This is a genomic window from Erythrobacter sp. (assembly GCF_035194505.1).
In the GTDB taxonomy this organism is placed as follows: domain Bacteria; phylum Pseudomonadota; class Alphaproteobacteria; order Sphingomonadales; family Sphingomonadaceae; genus Erythrobacter.
The window spans coordinates 1,148,725-1,167,683 of sequence record NZ_CP136573.1; the positions used below are offsets into that span (position 1 = coordinate 1,148,725).

General features: G+C 65.4%; 20 protein-coding genes. 10 read left to right on the forward strand and 10 right to left on the reverse strand.

Annotation, left to right across the window (positions count from 1 at the left end):
- Positions 1–100: 100 nt before the first annotated feature.
- The gene (gene rnd / locus RSE14_RS05735) at positions 101–1,324 is read left to right on the forward strand and encodes a ribonuclease D (RefSeq protein WP_324076263.1); all 1,224 of its coding nucleotides are present in this window, start codon (positions 101–103) and stop codon (positions 1,322–1,324) included.
- Positions 1,325–1,334: 10 nt separating this feature from the next.
- The gene (locus RSE14_RS05740) at positions 1,335–2,231 is read left to right on the forward strand and encodes a hydrogen peroxide-inducible genes activator (RefSeq protein WP_324076264.1); all 897 of its coding nucleotides are present in this window, start codon (positions 1,335–1,337) and stop codon (positions 2,229–2,231) included.
- 161 nt (positions 2,232–2,392) lie between these two features.
- On the opposite strand, the gene RSE14_RS05745 is transcribed toward RSE14_RS05740, so the two are convergent.
- Positions 2,393–2,959 (reverse strand): hypothetical protein, encoded by a 567-nt coding sequence (locus RSE14_RS05745; RefSeq protein WP_324076265.1) that lies wholly within the window; start codon positions 2,957–2,959, stop codon positions 2,393–2,395.
- A gap of 308 nt (positions 2,960–3,267) precedes the next feature.
- Between RSE14_RS05745 and RSE14_RS05750 the strand changes: the two genes are divergently transcribed.
- Positions 3,268–4,272 (forward strand): SRPBCC family protein, encoded by a 1,005-nt coding sequence (locus RSE14_RS05750; protein WP_324076266.1) that lies wholly within the window; start codon positions 3,268–3,270, stop codon positions 4,270–4,272.
- Between the two features lie 4 nt (positions 4,273–4,276).
- Here RSE14_RS05750 and RSE14_RS05755 read toward each other — a convergent pair whose 3' ends face one another.
- Together RSE14_RS05755 and pgsA are read right to left on the reverse strand one after the other, a co-directional pair.
- Positions 4,277–4,624: a hypothetical protein gene (locus tag RSE14_RS05755; RefSeq protein WP_324076267.1), complete on the reverse strand. Its 348-nt coding sequence runs from the start codon at positions 4,622–4,624 to the stop codon at positions 4,277–4,279.
- A 40-nt stretch (positions 4,625–4,664) separates the two neighbouring features.
- Positions 4,665–5,276: a CDP-diacylglycerol--glycerol-3-phosphate 3-phosphatidyltransferase gene (gene pgsA / locus RSE14_RS05760; protein WP_324076268.1), complete on the reverse strand. Its 612-nt coding sequence runs from the start codon at positions 5,274–5,276 to the stop codon at positions 4,665–4,667.
- 151 nt (positions 5,277–5,427) lie between these two features.
- Here pgsA and RSE14_RS05765 point away from each other — a divergent pair, with 151 nt between their 5' ends.
- Complete coding sequence (locus RSE14_RS05765; RefSeq protein ID WP_324076269.1) at positions 5,428–6,735, forward strand: MFS transporter; 1,308 nt, start codon at positions 5,428–5,430, stop codon at positions 6,733–6,735.
- Positions 6,736–6,741: 6 nt separating this feature from the next.
- Here RSE14_RS05765 and RSE14_RS05770 read toward each other — a convergent pair whose 3' ends face one another.
- On the reverse strand, positions 6,742–6,933 hold the full coding sequence (locus RSE14_RS05770) for a hypothetical protein (protein ID WP_324076270.1): 192 nt from the start codon (positions 6,931–6,933) through the stop codon (positions 6,742–6,744).
- Positions 6,934–7,120: 187 nt separating this feature from the next.
- Between RSE14_RS05770 and RSE14_RS05775 the strand changes: the two genes are divergently transcribed.
- Positions 7,121–8,794 carry a thiamine pyrophosphate-binding protein gene (locus tag RSE14_RS05775; RefSeq protein ID WP_324076271.1) on the forward strand — a complete coding sequence of 558 codons (1,674 nt, stop codon included), beginning with the start codon at positions 7,121–7,123 and terminating at the stop codon, positions 8,792–8,794.
- 113 nt (positions 8,795–8,907) lie between these two features.
- Here RSE14_RS05775 and RSE14_RS05780 read toward each other — a convergent pair whose 3' ends face one another.
- Positions 8,908–9,318 (reverse strand): EVE domain-containing protein, encoded by a 411-nt coding sequence (locus tag RSE14_RS05780; protein ID WP_324076272.1) that lies wholly within the window; start codon positions 9,316–9,318, stop codon positions 8,908–8,910.
- Between the two features lie 182 nt (positions 9,319–9,500).
- Here RSE14_RS05780 and RSE14_RS05785 point away from each other — a divergent pair, with 182 nt between their 5' ends.
- The 5 genes from RSE14_RS05785 (at position 9,501) to RSE14_RS05805 (ending at position 14,783) form a co-directional block, all read left to right on the forward strand.
- The gene (locus RSE14_RS05785) at positions 9,501–11,156 is read left to right on the forward strand and encodes a putative bifunctional diguanylate cyclase/phosphodiesterase (protein ID WP_324076273.1); all 1,656 of its coding nucleotides are present in this window, start codon (positions 9,501–9,503) and stop codon (positions 11,154–11,156) included.
- 81 nt (positions 11,157–11,237) lie between these two features.
- On the forward strand, positions 11,238–12,041 hold the full coding sequence (dapF, locus tag RSE14_RS05790) for a diaminopimelate epimerase (protein WP_324076838.1): 804 nt from the start codon (positions 11,238–11,240) through the stop codon (positions 12,039–12,041).
- Positions 12,038–13,213 carry a MiaB/RimO family radical SAM methylthiotransferase gene (locus tag RSE14_RS05795; RefSeq protein WP_324076274.1) on the forward strand — a complete coding sequence of 392 codons (1,176 nt, stop codon included), beginning with the start codon at positions 12,038–12,040 and terminating at the stop codon, positions 13,211–13,213. Before dapF ends, RSE14_RS05795 begins: the two co-directional genes overlap by 4 nt.
- Positions 13,210–14,136, forward strand: a complete 927-nt coding sequence (gene ftsY / locus RSE14_RS05800) for a signal recognition particle-docking protein FtsY (RefSeq protein WP_324076275.1) — start codon at positions 13,210–13,212, stop codon at positions 14,134–14,136. The genes RSE14_RS05795 and ftsY overlap by 4 nt, the downstream gene beginning before the upstream one ends.
- Positions 14,136–14,783, forward strand: a complete 648-nt coding sequence (locus RSE14_RS05805; protein ID WP_324076276.1) for an inner membrane-spanning protein YciB — start codon at positions 14,136–14,138, stop codon at positions 14,781–14,783. Before ftsY ends, RSE14_RS05805 begins: the two co-directional genes overlap by 1 nt.
- Positions 14,784–14,790: 7 nt before the next feature.
- Here RSE14_RS05805 and RSE14_RS05810 read toward each other — a convergent pair whose 3' ends face one another.
- From RSE14_RS05810 to RSE14_RS05830, 5 genes are all read right to left on the reverse strand, one after another.
- Positions 14,791–15,276: a VOC family protein gene (locus RSE14_RS05810; RefSeq protein WP_324076277.1), complete on the reverse strand. Its 486-nt coding sequence runs from the start codon at positions 15,274–15,276 to the stop codon at positions 14,791–14,793.
- Positions 15,273–17,204: a potassium transporter Kup gene (locus tag RSE14_RS05815; protein ID WP_324076278.1), complete on the reverse strand. Its 1,932-nt coding sequence runs from the start codon at positions 17,202–17,204 to the stop codon at positions 15,273–15,275. Before RSE14_RS05815 ends, RSE14_RS05810 begins: the two co-directional genes overlap by 4 nt.
- A gap of 127 nt (positions 17,205–17,331) precedes the next feature.
- Entirely contained in the window at positions 17,332–17,979 is a 648-nt protein-coding gene (locus RSE14_RS05820; protein ID WP_324076279.1) for a tetratricopeptide repeat protein, read from the reverse strand.
- Complete coding sequence (locus tag RSE14_RS05825; RefSeq protein ID WP_324076280.1) at positions 17,976–18,428, reverse strand: cytochrome c-type biogenesis protein; 453 nt, start codon at positions 18,426–18,428, stop codon at positions 17,976–17,978. Before RSE14_RS05825 ends, RSE14_RS05820 begins: the two co-directional genes overlap by 4 nt.
- Complete coding sequence (locus RSE14_RS05830; RefSeq protein ID WP_324076281.1) at positions 18,425–18,955, reverse strand: DsbE family thiol:disulfide interchange protein; 531 nt, start codon at positions 18,953–18,955, stop codon at positions 18,425–18,427. The genes RSE14_RS05825 and RSE14_RS05830 overlap by 4 nt, the downstream gene beginning before the upstream one ends.
- Positions 18,956–18,959 lie beyond the last annotated feature (4 nt).

The following is an 18,959-nucleotide window of genomic DNA, read 5'->3' on the forward strand; positions in this document are numbered from 1 at the left end:
GCGCTAACAGGGCAAGCCCGCCGTTTTGTCAAGCGGTCCGGGCGCATTCTGGGTTCAATCCCGAGGGCGGCACTCCGCCTGCGAAACAAGAAAAGATGACATGAAAATCCATCCCTTGATTACCACGAGCGAGGCCCTCTCCGAGCTCTGCGAACGTCTGGCCAAATCCGAATTCGTCGCGGTCGACACCGAATTCATGCGCGAGAACACCTATTGGCCCGAACTCTGCCTGGTGCAGATCGCCAATACCGAGGAAGCCGCCGCGATCGATCCGATGGCCGACGGCATCGACCTTTCCCCGCTGCTTGACCTGATGTGCAACAACGAAGACGTGCTCAAGGTCTTCCATGCCGGCGGGCAGGACGTTGAAATCATTGTCAACATGACGGGCAAGACCCCGCACCCGATCTTCGACACGCAGATCGCGATGATGGCGATCAGCCAGTCCGAACAGATCGGTTATGCCAACCTCGTCGAAACGTGGATGGGCCTCACCATCGACAAGGGCGCGCGCTTTACCGACTGGAGCCGCCGCCCGCTGACCGACCGCCAGATCGAATATGCGATTGGCGATGTCACCCACCTCGCCACGATCTTCCCGCGCATCCTCAAGAAGCTGATCAAGACCGGACGCGGCATCTGGTTGGATGCGGAGATGGAAAAGCTCGCCGATCCGTCGAACTACATCACCGATCCCGGCATGGCGTGGAAGCGCATCCGCCAGCCGGGGCGCAATCCGCAGGTTCTGGGCCGGATGAAGGCGCTGGCCGGCTGGCGCGAGGCCGAAGCCCAGCACAAGAACATCCCGCGCGGCCGCATCATGCGCGATGAAACCCTTGCCGATATCGCCAGTCACCCGCCGAAGGTGCAGGCCGATCTCGCCAAGGTGCGCGGGCTTTCCGCTGCCTGGAAGGACAATGACATCGGCAAGCGGCTGATGAAGGTGCTGGCCGATGCCGAGCCGCTGCCCAAGGACGAGATGCCCGAAAAGTCCGGCCCCGGTGCGCCGCTGGGCAAGGAAGGCGCGCTGGTCGCCGACCTGCTGAAGCTGCTGCTCAAGATCCGCGCCCGCGAGATCGATGTCGCTGCGCGCCTCCTCACCCGCGCCGAGGAGATGGAAGCGCTCGCCGCCGGTGTACGCGATCTGCCGGTGCTCAAGGGCTGGCGCTTCGAGGTGTTCGGCAAGGACGCGCTCGATCTGGTCGAGGGCAAGCTTGCCTTCGCGGTCGAGAAGGGGCGTTTGAAGATGACCCATATCGACGATGTGGTGGTGCCTGAAGCGCCGGAAGCGCCGGAAGCGTCCGACGCGCTGGCGGCGGAGTAGCAGCGGCCCGGTGTCCACCTACCTGCCCACCATCAAGCAGCTGCAATATCTCGTGGCGCTTCACCAGCATGGCCATTTCGGCCGGGCGGCGGATGCGAGCTTCGTGTCGCAATCGACCTTGTCCGCCGGCATCCGCGAGCTTGAATCGCTGCTGGGCGTGACACTGGTCGAACGCTCGCGCCGGGTGGTGCGGTTCACAGCGCTCGGCGAGCAGGTGGTGGCCAAGGCCAACCGGCTCCTGCGCGAGGCCGAGGAACTGGCGGATCTGGTGCAGGCCTCGGGCAAGCCGCTGGTCGGCGAATTGCGGATGAGCGTGATCCCCACCATCGCCCCCTTCCTGCTGCCGCGCATCCTGCCCCGCCTGAAGCGCGAGCGGCCGGAATTGAAGCTGCTGCTGCGCGAAGAGACGAGCCATGACGCGCTGGAATCGCTCAGCCACGGGCGGGTCGATTGCGTGCTGCTCGCCCTGCCCTTCGACACGGGTGACGCGGCGCTTGCCCATATCGCGGACGACCGGCTGTTCATCGCCTTCCCCAAGGACGATCCGCGCGATCCGCCCGCGAGCGTGAAGCCCGAGATGATCGATCAGGGCCGGCTGTTGTTGCTGGAGGACGGGCACTGCCTGCGCGATCATGCGCTTGCCGCCTGTTCGCGCAGCGAGCTTCGCGCCAGCGCGGCGATGATCGGCACCTCGCTCCACACGCTGGTGCAGCTGGTCAACAACGACCTCGGCCTCACCATGCTGCCCGAAATGGCGCTGGAAGCGGGCATCCTCAATGGCACGAATGTGGTCGCGCGGCCCGTCGACAGCCCCACCGCCAAGCGCGAGATCGTGCTCGCATGGCGCAAGAACTCACCGAGAGAGGCGGACTTCCAGCTGCTCGCGGAGGAGCTGCGGGCGGGGTGACGCTTTCGCCCGCGACCCAAGCCCCGCAAATGCCCCCAAGACTCCAGTGTCGCATCACATCCGCCTCCGCAGCGCGAAGGATACGGCACTGGAGCTTTCCGCAGCCTCAGGCTGGCGGAACGGGTTGGCCCGGCGGCCGGATCAGGCCAGAGGAATGATCCTCAATAGCCGAGCGCAAGGTATTGGCGCCGGCCATCAGCCGAAGCCAGCCGCGCTTCTTCCATCTTGCCGAGCCGGCCCCGCAACTTGCTGTAGCTGAGCGCATCATTGGCAAAGATGATGCTGGCAAGGAAACGGGCATCACGCGGATGATCCACCGGCACATCCCCGAGATGAGTGAGTCTTTCGATCGCGCGCTTGGCCACGCCGCGTTCGAGGTTCGTGCCATCCTGGTTGTAGAATTGCAGATTCTCCGCCTTGCCGTCTTCGTCCAGCGTGAAGCTTATCTGGACGATCGCGTTTTCCGTGGTCGCCCCCATCGGCTCGATCATCAGCGCGCGATCGAGCTCGGCTGTCGTCTGCTTCTGCCATTGCCGCATGGCGTTGGATGAACTGACGACGATATCATCGCCCTGTTTCGCGGCCGCTGCCGTCACGGGCAGCAGACAAATCATGCAAGCGCCGACGGCCCCGGCAATAATTGTCGTGAATTCGTTTGTGGTAAGCATGCCATCATCCTTTCGATTATCGTCTGGATGATCGGCCAAAAAGACCTCCGCAGTATTCATGCGACCCGATTGTGGCGAGGAGATTAAGGTCGATCCAAACAGCAAGCCTGCGGAGCTTTCTGCGGCACGATTATATGTTCATAAAGATGTCAAAATTAAGGCAAGACGAGCTTGCGCTCTATTTGAAAGATCAAAACCAGTACTGCCCTGATTCATCAACAGATCGCCGTCGCGGCAGCAGACTCGTGTCCGGTTTCGGGTCGGCCGCTGGCCCCGTTTGCCGCCACGTGCCTTGCGCGACTCGCCAAAACCGAACGCAATCGGCGGGCCTTGTTGGTTTTGCCGCAGGCACAGGCTAAGATCCTTGCGTGACCGAACCCGATCAGGAACCCCTGCCCTATCACACGAATATGCGCGGGCAGCGCGCGGGGAGCGGTTTTCTGCTGACGATGCTCGGCCTGCTGCTGCTGACCATCCTGCTGCTCAACACCGGCGTGCTCGAAGCCTCCTATTCGGGCATCGCCTTCATGGGCCTGCTGCCCTTCGTCATCGGCGCGCTGGTGACGGGGGCGGGCTTGCAGGTCTATTCGCATTACGGCTGCATCATCGCCCCGGTGCTGCTGTTCGCGATCATGTTCCCGCTGGTCCATTATGGCCTTGCCGAGGGGCTGATCTGCATCATCATGGTACTGCCCTTCTGGCTGGCGGCCGGGATCGGCGGGGCGCTGGCGACCTATGTGATCCACCGTCGCCAACGCCGCCTTGAGCGCGAAGAGGGCGTGACCCGGTTTCAGGCCCTGGGCCTTGCCGCCCTGCCCTTCGCGCTGCTCTATGCCGAGGAAGCCAGCCCGCCCGCTTGGGAAGAGCACGCGGTCGTGCGCCATGTCGATATCGCCGCCGATGCGCGCGATGTGTGGCCGCTGCTGCTCTCGATCCCTGCCGTCTCCTCGGACGAAGGGATCGTCACATTCACCCATGACATTGCCGGGATCCCCCGCCCTGCCGAAGCGCGGCTGGTGCAGCGCGGCGAGCAATTGGTGCGCGTCGGGCGGTGGGGCGATGCCATCCGCTTTGAAGAGCGCGTCACCGCGCTCGAACCCGGCCACCGCATCGCGTGGGACTTCGCCTTCCCCGACAATTCCGTGCAGACCTATACCGATCGCCACATCTCGCCCGATGGCCCGCTGCTGAAAATCGCGCGCGGCGGTTACACGCTCCAGCCGCTGGGTGACGGGAGGGTGCGCGTGACGCTCTCCACCACCTACCGGATGCGCAGCCGTCTCGACTGGTATCTAGCGGCGTGGGGCGAGCGGATGCTGGGCGATGTGGAGGCCAATGTGCTTGCTATCATTAAGGCGCGGGCCGAGCGCTAGCCCCTCAGCACTCCGTCAGCGCAAGGCTCATGGCCAGCCCTGCCCCCAGCATCGCGCCGATCTTGCGGGCGCGGTTGGGGAAGGCGCGGCGCCACAGGCGCGAGGCACCGGCGCTGGCGGCGGCGTGGTGTTCGGCCACCTTGCGCATGACGTCGGTGGTCTGGCGCTCCTCGATCGCATCGACCAGCGCGCCAACATCATCCGCAAGCATCTCCGCCCGGTCGAGCAACATCGCCGCGCGCTCGTAATCACCCAAGTCAAAGGCCGCGCGCGCATCGCGTCGCAACTGGCCCGCGTGTTCCATCAATTGTCTGACATAGAGCCCCGCCGGGGGCGCTGCATCCGGTCCCATAATCTAAGTTATAGCGTATCTTGAAGGCCTTGGGCCAGCCTTAATCCATATGTTTGAGGCCGACGCGCAGATAATCCCAGCCGGTCACGCAGGTCAGCACCGCCGCCGTCCACAGGCTGACGAGCCCGACCAGATGCACCCAGTTCTGCGCGATGGTGCCGCAGCCCTCGCCTGCCAGGGCCTGACACGGCTGGCCGTGAACCGCCCCGCCCAGAATCAGCGCCCCCAGCGACACCAGCTGGAAGGTCGTCTTCCACTTGGCGAGCTTGGACACCGGCACCGAAACCTGAATCCCGCCCAGAAATTCGCGCAGGCCCGAGACCGCGATCTCGCGGATCAGGATGACGAGGCCGGCAATCACATGGACATCGCCCGCATAGGGTCCGCGCAGATAGCCCTGCGCCGTCAGCACCAGAATGACCGCGGCCACCATGATCTTGTCGGCAATCGGATCAAGGAAGATGCCGAGCTTCGAGACTGTCCCCTGCGCGCGCGCCAGATAGCCGTCGAAGAAATCGGTGATGGCGATGATGCAATAGAGCACAAAGCCGATCAGATAGCCCAGCCGCCATTCCGGCCACCACAGGAAGAAGGCCAGGAGCGGCACCGCGAAGATGCGCGACATGGTGAGGATGTTGGGCAGGTTCAGCATCTCTGACACCCGCTGTAGCGCGCCATGCGCAGGCGTGAAAGCCTTGCCGCTCCGCCCGTCCACGATGCTTGCCCGCAGATGCGGGACTTGTGAAAGCCTGCCTGCGCGCTATGTCCCGCAAACCCCCAGCAAGGCAGCGAACACCACCTGCATGACCACATCGACCAATCTCATGCGCCAGCGGCGGTTTCTGCCGCTGTTCCTGACGCAGCTGCTGAACGCGCTCAACGACAATCTCTACAAGAACGCGATGGTGCTGTTCGTGGTCTATTCGGTCTACGATTCGCCCGAGATGGAGACGCTCATCAGCGGCGTCGCCACCGCCGTTTTCGTGCTGCCCTTCGTGCTGTTCTCGGCCACCTCGGGCCAGCTCGCCGACATGCGCGACAAGACCAAGATCATCCGCTGGATCAAGTTTGCCGAGATCATCATCATGTCCGTCGGCGCGACGGGACTGGTGCTCGCGGCGCGCGGTATCTCGGTGGAAACACTGGCGATCCCGCTGATGTTCGTCGCGCTGTTCGCGATGGGCGTCCATTCGACCTTCTTCGGCCCGATCAAATACGCGATCCTGCCCCAGCATCTGGAACCCGACGAAGTGCTGGCCGGCACGGGTCTGGTCGAGGCCGGCACCTACGTCGCGATCCTCGTGGGCATGATGCTGGGCGGGGCGATGCCGATCATGTGGAGCATCACGGCGGTCGTCGCGATTTCGCTGATCGGCTACATGGTGTGCCGCTGGGTGCCGCCAGCGCCTGCGCAGACCGAGGAGACCAAGGTCGACTGGAACCCGATCCGCGCCTCGAGGGACCTGATCGCCTTCTCGATGGGCAATCTCGAGCTCAGGTATTCGGTGCTGGCGATCAGCTATTTCTGGGCCATCGCCGCCATTCTCTCGGTGCAGTTCATCCCGCTCGCCAAGAATGTGCTGCTGGCCGACAAGCAGGTCGCTGCCGTCCTGCTGGTGGCGTTTTCGGCGGGCATCGCGATCGGATCGGTCTCGATCAACGCGCTGCTCAAGGGCGATATCTCGGCGCGCTATTCGGCCCGTTCGGTGCTGGTGCTGGGCGTGCTGCTGGTGGGCTTTTACGCCCTGTGCCGGATGTGGGACCTGAAGCCTGCGGGCGAACTGTTCACAGTGAGCGAGTTCCTTGCCCAGCCGCTGGCGCTGCTGCTGACCTTCAACCTGCTGCTGATCGCGGTGGCAGGGGGCATGTTCGTGGTGCCGCTCTATGCCTTCCTCACCACCAAGGTCGACAAGTCCGAAGCCTCGCGCTCGGTCGCGGCGAACAACTTCATCTCGTCGATCTATATGGTGGTGGGCGCGGGTGTGGCCGGAACGCTGGGCTTCTTCGGCATCCCGCTCGAAGAACAGGTGCTGATCAGCCTCGTCCTGTGCGTGCTGTCAGCGCGGCTGGCGACCAAGCTTCATGCGCTGGAAGAACCGGCCGCGGGTTAATCGCTGTCAGATGATGAAGGCGAGGATCGCCGCCGTCGCCGCCAGATAGACCGAGGCAAAGCCGCGCATATCGGCCATCGTCAGGCGCCACAGATCCTCGGCCGGAATCGGAATGAGATCGCGCTTCACGTGCGGCGGCAGGCTCCGGCGGAACCAGTGGCGGGCACTCTCGTCAGTGAGAACCAGGCTGCGGCGCATCGGACTCGTCTCCCTCGTCAATGGGCCCACGTTAAAACTTTTTTAACCGTAGGACAGGACGAAGGCGGCGGTGTCGCAGCGTGGCACAGGTTAGACCGGTGTTAACCATCTGCACGCGGTTTGCGCGGGCGCGCGCGCGGCTGTAGAGGCTGGCGCAGACGACGGGAGAGTTCACGTGCCTCAAGCCATGCGTAGCGCCGCCGCGCTGCTGGTCGATTGCCTTGCAACCCAAGGGTGCGACCGGATCTTCACTGTGCCAGGCGAAAGCTTCCTCAGCGTGCTCGATGCCCTGCCCGATCATCCCGAAATCGAGGTGGTCACCTGCCGTCAGGAAGGTGGAGTGGCTTTCATGGCCTGCGCCGACGGAGCGATGAACGCCGCAGGATCGGGGCGGCCGGGCGTGGCCTTCGTCACCCGCGGTCCGGGCGCGACCAATGCCTCGATCGGCGTCCATGTGGCGCATCAGGATTCGCAGCCGATGATCCTCTTCGTGGGCGATGTGGCGCGCGGCATGCAGGGGCGCGAAGGCTTTCAGGAGGTCGATTTTCCGGCCTTCTTCGCACCCGTCTGCAAATGGGCAGCCAAGATCGATGATCCGGCGCGCATCCCAGAATATGTCGCGCGTGCCTATGCCGTGGCGATGAACGGGCGGCCCGGCCCGGTGGTGCTGGCCCTGCCCGAGGATATGCTGGTCGACGAGGTACCCGCCAGCCTTGCGCCGCGCCCCTTCGTCACCCGCACCGCGCAGGCTGTGTGCCCCGATGCCATGGCCGCGCTGTTCGATCTGATTGCCGATGCGGCGAGCCCGGTCGCGATCATCGGCGGGGCGGGCTGGAACGCGAAGGCGCGCGAAAACTTCCAGACCTTTGCCGAGCGCATCGGATTGCCCGTCGCCACTGCTTTCCGCCGTCAGGACGCGATTGCGCCCGATAGCCCGGTCTATGCTGGCAATTTGGGCTATGGCCCGAACCCCGGGCTGGTCGAGCGCATCAGGAACGCCGACCTCATCATCGCCGTGGGCGCGCGGCTGGGCGAAGCGACGACCGACGGATACACCATCCCCACGCTCGAACACCCCGGGCAGACGCTGGTCCACATCCACCCCGATCCCGAGGAGCTGGGCCGGGTCTATCGCACCGATCTGGCGCTGTGCTGTGGGGTGGACGAATTCGCCGAATGCGCCGCCCTGTGGGAAGACAGCGCGGTGATCCCCTTCGATGCGGGGGCTGAGGCCCATGCCGAATGGCTCGCATGGAGCACACCGCAAGCGTCGGGCGCAACGATGGATCTGGGGCTGTGCGTTGCGGCGATGCGCGAAGTGCTGCCGGACGACACGATGATCTGCAACGGCGCGGGCAACTTTGCCGGATGGTGGCACCGCCACTGGCACTACCGGGCCTATCCCGGCCAGCTCGCGCCCACCTGCGGAGCGATGGGTTACGGCGTGCCCGCAGCGGTCGCCGCTGCGCTGCGCTATCCGGAGCGCACCGTGGTCGCCGTGGCGGGGGACGGCGACTTCCTGATGAACGGTCAGGAACTCGCCACCGCCGCGCAACACGGCGCGAACCTCATCGTGGTGGTGGTCGATAACGGCGCCTACGGCACGATCCGCATGCACCAGGAGCGCGAATATCCCGGGCGCGTGTCAGCCACCGTGCTCGCCAATCCCGATTTCGCGATGCTGGGCGCGGCCTATGGCGCGTTGAGCGCGAAGGTGACGACGACCGAGGAATTCATCGCCGCGCTGGAAGAAGCGAGGGGCCGGACCGGCATCCGCCTGATCCACGCCCTCACCGATCTCGAACGGATTGCCGCAAGCGGCGCGACGATTTCCGGCCTGCGGGCACGCGCAAAAGGCTGAACCCTGCGAATCCAACCCCTGTTTGGGTGGGAGTTAGCAGGCAGTTGGCACGCAGTTGGCAGCGGTGAAGGGTGCCAGGGGCGATGTTTCACGTGAAACATTGAGCCCTTGAATCAGCCTTTTGCCATCTCGCAGATCACCTGCCATTCCGCCGGGGTCACCCCGCAGACCGACAGGCGCGACAGGCGCACGAGCTGCATCTCGGCCAGCCGCGGCTCGGCCTTGATCGCCGCCAGCGTGACAGGGTGCGCGAATTTCTCCTTCGCGCGAAGCTTCACCGCAGCCCACTTGCCAGTCTCATCGGTGGGATCGCCGATTCCGGTAACGGTGATTTCGGCAATTCCGACGATCTCAAGCCCCTCGCGCGAGTGGTAGAAGAAGGCCTCGTCACCCACCTGCATCGCCATCAGGTTGTTGCGGGCGAGATAGTTGCGCACCCCGTCCCATGTGCCCTCGCCCTCGGCCACCAGATCATCCCAGCTATATTTGAACGGCTCGGACTTCATCAGCCAGTAATTGGGCATGGCAAGGCGGCTCCTCGGAATGGCACGGTGTATCCCCGCGCCGTTAGCGCGCCCGGCCGCCCCTCGCCAAGTCCCGCAGCCGATTAACCCGATATTTAGCGAGCCCTGCGATATCCTGCGAGGACAAGGGCGTATTCCGGGACAACCGGTCCGCCTTTGGCAATTGCGCAGGACTGACGGTTTTGACGGAACACGAATCACCCAACCCGCTGAAGAGCGCCGAACGCGATGTCGTGGCGCTGGGCATTGCTGCGGCCGCGATCCTGCTGCTGGTGGCAACCGGCGGCGCGGTCGTGCCCGATGCGGTGTTCTCGCTGCTCGGCAGCGGCCAGGAGCCCAACCGCCTGCTGGTGAGCGCGCTGCTGCTCAATATCGCGCTGATCATCTTCGGCTGGCGGCGTTATCAGGAATTGACCCGCGAGATCGCCGAGCGGCGCCGCGCCGAGGATCAGGCCCGCCTGCTGGCAGCCACCGACCCGCTGACCCACTGCCTCAACCGGCGCGCGATGATCGAGGCCACTGAAGAACTGCGCGAGCGTGCCGCAATGCGCGGCGAGGCCGTGGTCTATTGCATGATCGATCTCGATAATTTCAAGCAGATCAACGACATGTATGGCCATTCCTGCGGCGACGCGGCGCTGGTCAAGCTGGCCGAACGGATCCGCCAACTGCTCCCGCGCGAGGCCCGTCTGGCGCGTCTGGGCGGCGATGAATTTGGCTTTGTCATGGCCTATCCGGTGGGCCACATGGAGCGTATCGACGATCTGGTGATCCGCCTGTTCGCGAGCATCGCCGAACCGCTCGAAGTGCGCCAGGTCACGGTTGAACTCAGCGTCTCGATCGGCCTTTCGACCGATCACGAAGCCGATGGTTCGCCCGGCCCCGTGGTCGATGCCGAAACCCTGATGCACCGCGCGGACATGGCGCTCTATCACGCCAAGAAGCAGGGCCGGAACCGCCATTTCTGGTTCGAGACCAGCATGGAAAACGAGCTGCGCTTCCGCAACCAGCTCGAAACCGGCATCCGCCGCGGGATCGGTCAGAACGAATTCGTGCCCTATTACGAACAGCAGGTGGATATCGACAGCGGCGAGCTGGTCGGGTTCGAGATGCTGGCGCGCTGGCATTCGGAACAGCTGGGCGTCGTCAGCCCGGAAATCTTCATCCCCATCGCCGAGGAAATGGGCCTCATCACCCAGCTCTCCGAACAGCTGATGGACCGCGCCTTTGCCGATGCGCGCGAATGGGACGACAGCCTGACGCTGTCGATCAACATCTCGCCGGTGCAGCTGCGCGATCCGTGGTTTGCGCAGCGGCTTTTGAAGCGCCTCGTCGCTGCCAATTTCCCGCCCCAGCGGCTGGAGATCGAGATCACCGAAAGCTGCCTGCACGAGAACATCACGCTGGTGCGCTCGATGATCACGTCCCTGCGCAACCAGGGTGTGCACATCAGCCTTGATGATTTCGGCACCGGCTATTCGAGCCTCGAACAGCTGCGCAACCTGCCGTTTGACCGGATCAAGATCGATCGCAGCTTCATCAGCGAACTGCGCCAGCCGGCGAGCCGTTCGCGGCTGGTCGATGCGATCATCGCGCTGGGCCGCGGGCTTGATCTGCCGCTCACGGCAGAGGGCGTGGAGGACGAGGAAATCCTCGACGCACTGCGCTCGATGGGCAAACTGAAGGCGCAGGGCTATGTCTATGGCAAGCCCGAAACCGCCGATCAGGTGCGCGAGCGGCTGGCCCGCGCGGGCAAGCTCGGCAAGGCGCAAGGTGTGCGCACGCTTGGCTGCGGCCAGACCGGCAGCACCAGCTTGCCCCACGCCGCCAACTCCTGATCCTGCCGCGGCAGGACTGGACGCGAGGCCCCCGCGTGCATAGATGCACGGGCCGTGACAAAGACCATCGCCTTCACCAAGATGCACGGGCTGGGCAACGACTTCGTCGTGCTCGATGCCCGCGCCTGCCCGCTGCCGATGATGACGGCGGATATCGCGCGCGCGCTGGGTGACAGGCGCACGGGGATCGGGTTCGATCAGCTGATCCTGCTGGAGCCGAGCGAGGTCCACGATTTCAGGGTGCGGTTCTTCAACTCCGATGGCAGCGAGGTCGGCGCATGCGGCAATGGCAGCCGCGCGGTGGCGCTGCTCCATGGCGCGCCTGCGGTGGTGGATACGGGCGGCGGGCCGATTGCGCTCGAACCCACGGCAGGCGGCGCAAGGGTCGACATGGGCGCCCCACGCTTCGACTGGGATGCGATCCCGCTCGCCTATCCGATGGACACGCATATCATGCCGGTGGGTTGGGAGACGCTGGAAGGGCCGATGGCGGTCAATGTCGGCAATCCGCACGCGATCTTCTTCGTCGAGGATGCCGACGCGGTGGAACTCGACCGGCTGGGCCCGATCATCGAGCATGATCCGCTGTTCCCCGAGCGGGTCAACGTCAATGTCGCGCACATCGCCGGCCCCGACCATCTCAAGCTGCGCGTCTGGGAGCGCGGCGCAGGCCTGACGCGGGCCTGCGGCACGGGCGCCTGCGCCACAGCAGTTGCAGCGATCCGGCGCGGCCTCGTTAAGAGCCCGGTGCGCGTCACTCTGCCCGGCGGCGATCTCACCATCGCGTGGGAGCCGGGCGGCACGATCGTGATGACCGGGCCTGCCACCACCAGCTTTACCGGCACCTTCGATTGGGACGATTACGCCGGGGGAGCCGGGGCTTGAACGCTCCGCAGATCATTTCGCTCGGCTGCCGCATGAACATCGCCGAGAGTGAACGGATGCGCGCCATGCTGGCGGGCGAGCACAACCTCGTCGTCGTCAATTCCTGCGCTGTCACCGGCGAAGCGCTGCGCCAGACGCGCCAGGCGATCCGCCGCGCACGCCGCGATCATCCCACCGCCCGCCTGATGGTGACCGGCTGTGCGGCCGAGATCGATCGCGACACGATCGGCGCGATGGAAGAGGTCGACGGCCTCATCGCCAATGCCGCCAAGCTCGATCCGCGCAGCTGGAACGTGGCGGGCGAAGCCGCGCCGCTCGCTCCGGCGCGCACCCGTGCTTTCGTGGCGGTGCAAAACGGCTGCGATCACGCCTGCACCTTCTGCGTCATCCCGCAAGGCAGGGGGCAGAGCCGCTCGCTCCCCGTCACCGCCGTGCTGCGCGAAATCGAGACCCATCTGGCGGTGGGTGCGCAGGAGATCGTTCTCACCGGCGTGGATCTGACCAGTTGGGGCCATGATTTGCCCGGCACCCCCGGACTGGGCGTGCTGGTCGAAGCAATCCTTGCCGCCTTCCCTTCCTTCCCGCGCCTGCGCCTCTCCTCGGTTGACGGGGTGGAGATCGATCCGGCCCTGTTCGATCTGCTGGCGCACGAGACGCGGGTGATGCCGCACCTCCACCTCTCGCTCCAGCACGGGGCAGACCTGATCCTCAAGCGCATGAAGCGCCGCCATGCCCGCGCCGATGCGGTTGAGCTGGTGAGCCGCCTCAAGGCGCTGCGGCCCGGCATCGCCGTGGGGGCAGACATTATCGCCGGCTTCCCGACCGAGGACGCGGCGCACCACGCGCAGAACCTTTCGATCATCGACGAACTCGGCATCGTCCATGCCCATGTCTTCCCCTTCTCGCCCCGCCCGGGCACGCCGGCCGCGCGCATGCCGCAATTGGCGCGCGAGGTGATCAAGGCCCGCGCTGCCGACCTGCGCACCCGCGCCGCCGATACCCGCGCCGCGTGGCTTCAATCGCTTGTGGGCGAAACGCTCCCCGTCCTCGCGGAACGCGACGGCACGGGCTATGCGCCCAATTACGCCCGCGTCGCCTTGCCCGATGGGACGGCGGCGGGCAGCATCGTCAATGTGACCGTGCGCGAGGTCAGGGAGGGCCTGCTCGTATGAGTGAAACCAGCTGGACGCAGCGCCTGTTCGGCGGCTTCGCCAAGACGTCCGAGCGCCTCACCGCGAACCTTTCGGGCGTGAGCAGCGGCACGGCAAAGCTTGACGATGCAACGCTCGACGAAGTCGAGGATGCGCTGATCATGTCGGACCTCGGCCCCTCGGCCGCGGCACGTATCCGCGCCAAGCTTGCCGAGAAGCGCTTCGGGCTCGAAATTTCCGCGCGCGAGTTGAAGGAGGCCGTGGCGGAGGAAATCGCCGCGATCCTGCGTCCTGTGGCCAAGCCGCTGGAGATCACCGCCTTCCCGCGCCCGCAGGTGATCCTCGTGATCGGCGTCAACGGCAGCGGCAAGACCACCACCATCGCCAAGCTCGCGCACCTCTTCATGGAGGATGATTACGGCGTGCTGCTGGCGGCGGGCGACACCTTCCGCGCTGCCGCCATCGGCCAGCTCGCCACCTGGGCGGGACGCATCGGGGTCGATATCGTACGCGGGCCGGAAGGCGGCGATCCGGCGGCGATCGTGTTCGATGCGGTCAAACAGGCAACCGACACCGGGATCGACGCCCTGATCGTCGACACCGCAGGCCGACTGCAGAACAAGAAGGAGCTGATGGAGGAGCTGGCCAAGATCCGCCGCGTCCTCGGCCGGCTCAATCCCGAAGCCCCGCATGACGTGGTGCTGGTGCTCGATGCCACCAACGGCCAGAACGCGCTCGCGCAGATCGACGTGTTCAAGGAAGTCGCGGGCGTCACCGGCCTGATCATGACCAAGCTTGATGGCACCGCGCGTGGCGGTGTGCTGGTGGCGGCGGCGGAGCAATATGGCCTGCCGATCCACGCGATCGGCGTGGGCGAGAAGATGGAAGACCTGCGTCCGTTCGACCCCGATCTGGTGGCACGGGTGATTGCCGGGATTGCGTGATGAGCCAGAGCGAAGGGAAGAAAGCCGCCTCCAGCTGGCTCAATGTTGCGGTCGATTACGGCCCGCTGCTGGTGTTCCTCGGCGTCTACCGGATGAACGCTCCGGCTGATCCCAGCCCCGCGGGCGAGATCGGCGCGATCATCTATGGCACGGGCGCTTTCATGATTGCCGCGGTCGCCGCGCTCGCCATCTCGAAATGGCGGCTGGGCAAGGTCTCGCCGATGCTGTGGTTCTCGACCGCGCTGATCGTCGGCTTCGGCAGCCTCACGATCTTCTTCGGCGATCCGACCTTCGTGCAGCTGAAGCCGACCATCATCTATGCGAGCTTCGGGGTGGTGCTGCTCGCGGGCTTTGCGCTCGGCAAGGCGATGCTCAAGGTGCTGCTCGAAGCCGCCTTCGAGGGCCTTTCGGACGAAGGCTGGCTCAAGCTGTCGCGCAACTGGGGGGTGTTCTTCCTCGGCCTTGCGATCCTCAACGAAGTCCTGCGCGCGCAGATGGACTTCGAAGGCTGGCTGTGGGCCAAGATCTGGGTGTTCCTGCCGCTGACCTTCCTCTTCACCTTCAGCCAGCTGCCGATGCTGTTGAAGCACGGCCTCAGCTTCGAGGAAAAGGACGAGGTCCTGAAGGACGAACCCCCGACGGGGTGAGGCGGGCTCAGTCCTTGGGCTGGCTCAGCGCGATGCGGTTGCCCTCGCTATCCTCGAACTCGGCGACGAAACCGGCCGCGCCGATATCCTTCCTGGGATAGAGCACCTTGGCCCCGCGCGCCGTCGCCCGCGCAAGCACGGCGTCGATGTCAGGTACGTCGAAATAGATCACCGGCCCGTCATGCGAGGGGCGATAGACATCCCCCTTGGCGAGCGCGCCCGAAGCGCCGAAGCGGCCATCGGCGCGGGGGAAGAAGGCCATCTCATAGCCGTCGACATTCTCGCGGGTGAGCGGGTGGCCGAGCACGGCCTCGTAGAAGGCGGCCGCGCGGTCCATGTCGGTCACGGGGATTTCGAAATGGACCACCGGATTGATCATCGCCGCCTCGCCTGTGCTGTCCGGAGCCGGATCGGGGGCCGCAGGGCTGTTGCAGGCGGCCACTGCCAGCATCGGCAGCAAGGCGGCAAGCAGCAGCGCCCGGCGCGCGCTCATATCTCGATCTGGCTACCCAGTTCGACCACGCGGTTGGTCGGCAGTTTGAAGAAGTCCATCGCGCTCGCCGCATTGCGCAGCATCCATGCGAACACCTTCTCGCGCCAGATCGGCATGCCGGGGTGATCGCTCGGGATCAGAGTCTGGCGCGAGAGGAAGAAGCTGGTGTGCATCATGTCGAATTCGCCGCCGCAACGCTGCATCGTCTTGAGGCCCTGCGGTACGTCAGTCTCTTCCATGAAGCCGTAGTTCAGCACCGCGCGGTAGAACCCGTCGCCCAGATCGGTCATCTCGCAGCGCGCTTCGGGATCGACATAGGGCACGTCGGCGATGCTGATCGTGAGGATCACCACACGCTCGTGCAGCACCTTGTTGTGCTTGATATTGTGGAGCAGCGCCGAGGGCACACCAGCCGTGGTCGAGGCCATGAACACCGCGGTGCCCGGCACGCGCAGGGCCGAGCCCTTGGCCGATTTGGCGAAGATCTCGAGCGGCAGCGCGCTCTCGCTCATGTGTTCGCGCATCAGCTTGCGCCCGCGCGCCCAGGTGGTGAGGAAGGTGAAGATCACGAAGCCGATGGCGAGCGGCACCCAGCCCCCCTGCGGCACCTTGATGAGGTTCGCGCCGAAATAGGCAACGTCGACGATCAGGAAGGCCAGCACCAGCGGCCCCGCTTTCCACAAGGGCCAGCGCCACAGGCTGAACAGCACCGCCGCGAGCAGCAGTGTGTCGATGAACATCGCCCCCGTCACCGCGATGCCATAGGCCGCTGCAAGGTTGCTCGACGACTGGAAGAACAGCACCAGCAGGATCACCATTACCATCAGGCCCCAGTTGATCGCCGGGATATAGATCTGCCCCGCAGCCGAGGCGCTGGTGTGGCGGATGTCCATGCGCGGGATGAAGCCGAGCTGGATCGCCTGCTGGGTAAGGCTGAAGGCGCCCGAGATCACCGCCTGGCTGGCAATGATCGTGGCGAGCAGCGCGATGATCACCACCGGCACCTTCACCATATCGGGGATCATCAGGAAGAAGGGATCCTTGATCAGCGCCGCCGTCGCTTCCGGAGAGGTCTGCGACAGCACCATCGCGCCCTGCCCCATGTAGTTCAGCATCAGCGCCGGGAACACGAAGGTCACCCACGACAGGCCGATCGGCTTGCGCCCGAAATGGCCCATGTCGGCATAGAGCGCCTCGGCCCCCGTCACCGCCAGCACCACGCTGCCCATCGCGACAAAGGCGGTAAACCCGTCGGTGGCGAAGAAATGCAGGGCGTTGAGCGGATTGATCGTCTCGAGGATGATCGCCGGATTGGCCGAAAGATGCATCACGCCGAGCGTCGCCAGCATCGCGAAATAGGTCAGCATGATCGGCCCGAACAGCTTGCCGACCTTCTCCGTCCCGCGTGACTGGAAGGCGAACAGGCCCACAAGGATCGCGACCGCGGTGGGCACGATCCACGGCTCGAAACCCGGCACGATATATTGCAGGCCTTCGGTGGCCGAGAGCACCGATATCGCCGGCGTGATCATGCTGTCGCCGTAGAACAGGGCGGTGGCGAACACGCCGAGCAGCACCAGTGGCGCAGTCCACTTCGCGCTGTCCGATGCGTGGCGGATCAGCGCCAGCAGCGCCAGGCTCCCGCCCTCGCCGCGGTTGTCGGCGCGCATGATGGTGAGGACGTATTTGACCGTCACCACCATCATCATCGACCAGAACACGAGGCTCAGCACCCCGTGGATGTGCGCGGCATCGGGCATGATCCGCGCCGCACCGTTGTGCGCGGCGAAGGTCTCGCGGAAGGCGTAAAGCGGGCTGGTGCCGATATCGCCGAAGACAACGCCCACCGCGCCGATCGCGAGGGTCACGGTCGAGGTGCGATGGCCGTGGGAATGGCCCGGCTGGGCGGTGGCTGCGCTATTGGTCATCTCAGGTGGATTTCCCGTGATCCTCGGTACTGCCCAGTCCGCCGGACCGACTCCGACAGATGAGGCGGCGCGCCTAGCACCGCCTTTTCGCAGCTGCAACACAAGACGCGCGGGCGTCTCACAGGGGTCACTGACCCTGAAGCATCGGCGCGCGGGCGATCATGTCGTCAAGCCGCGCGACTTCCGCCTCCAGCCCGTCGCGCCACGGGGCATCGGGGGGCGAACGCTCGATCAGGCTGGCCCAGACATTGCGCGCCGCGCGCACCTCGCCGCTCTGGAGATAGGCAAAGCCGAGGAAGTAGTCCGCGCCGGGATGGGCCGGATCGATCGCACGGGCGCGGCCGAAGGCCTGCACGGCGGCGGGGGTGACAAAGCCGTCCGCATGGCCGACCAGCGCCATGCCAAGCGCCAGCCAGCTTTCCAGATCGCGCGGATTGTCCTCAAGGCCCTTGCGCAGGAGGCCTGCCGCATCGGCAAAGCGGCCGCGCCGGGCAAAGGCATCGGAGGTCAGCAGATAATCGGGCGGCGGCGCGGTGCGATCGAACAGCGCGGCGCGCCCCTCGACCATCGCCTCGCCCTGATTGGCGATGGCAGGCGCTTCGCTCTTGGGTGCCGAAGCGAGGCCGGGCGAGCCCTGCCAGGCGTAGCCCGCAAGGCCGAACACCAGCACCGCGCCAAACAGCGACAGCCCCTCGCGCGGCAAGCGCAGCAGGAAGGCCGCGAGCGCAAAAGCCGCGAGCGCGAGCGCGAGGACTGCCAGCCAGCCGCCGATCATGCCGTCTCTCCCCCATCGGTATCGGCATCCGAGCGCCGCTTGCCCAGCCGCCGCAGCAACACGCCCGCAACGATCAGGATCACCAGCACCGGCACCGCAAACAGCGGCCAGGTGGTGGCGCTGACTTCGGGTTCGTAGCTGACATAATCGCCGTAGCGCGCGATCAGCCACGCGCGGATCTGCTCGGGGCTCTCGCCGGCAAGGATGCGGGCACGCACCTGATGGCGCATGTCGCCCGCCATCGGCGCGTCGCTGTCGGCGATCGACTGCGACTGGCACTTGAGGCAGCGCAAGGTCGCCATCAGCGCGGCGGCTTGGGCTTCCTTGGCGGGATCGTCGAGCTGGTTATAGGCATAGGGCGCGGGCGGCATCGTATCCTGCGCGCCCAGCGGCCGGGGCAGCAGCACCGCGAGCACCACCAGCGCGATGGCGAAGAGGGCGCGGATCATCGGGCTTTCTCCAGTTCGGCCAGCAGCACCGGCACGTCATCGGCGCGAATGTCGCCGATATGCTGGTAACGGATCACGCCCTTGGCATCGATCACGAAGGTCTCCGGCACGCCGGACGAGCCGATCGCCAGCTGCACTTCGGAAATGCGGTCAGACCCGATGCGGCTGTAGGGATTGCCGTACTGGCCGAGGAAATTGGCAACATCCTCGGGCCGGTCACGAATGGCGATGCCGACGATTTCCACGCCTTGTGCCTTCAGGGCTTCGAGCTGCGGGGCCTCGGCGATGCAGGGCACGCACCAGCTTGCCCAGATGTTGAGCAGGCGCGGCGCACCGCCCACCATGTTGGCCCGGGCAGTGCCCGGCAGGCCGCCGAAGGCCGGATCGAGCGCGAAATCGGGCAGCGGTTGGCCGATCATCGTGCTCTCGACGAACTGGTCCTTCTCCTGCGTCAGCATGTAACCCGCCAGCCCCGCAAAGAAGGCGAACAGCGCGAGCGGCACCCAGAGCCACAATCCCTTGCGCATCAGC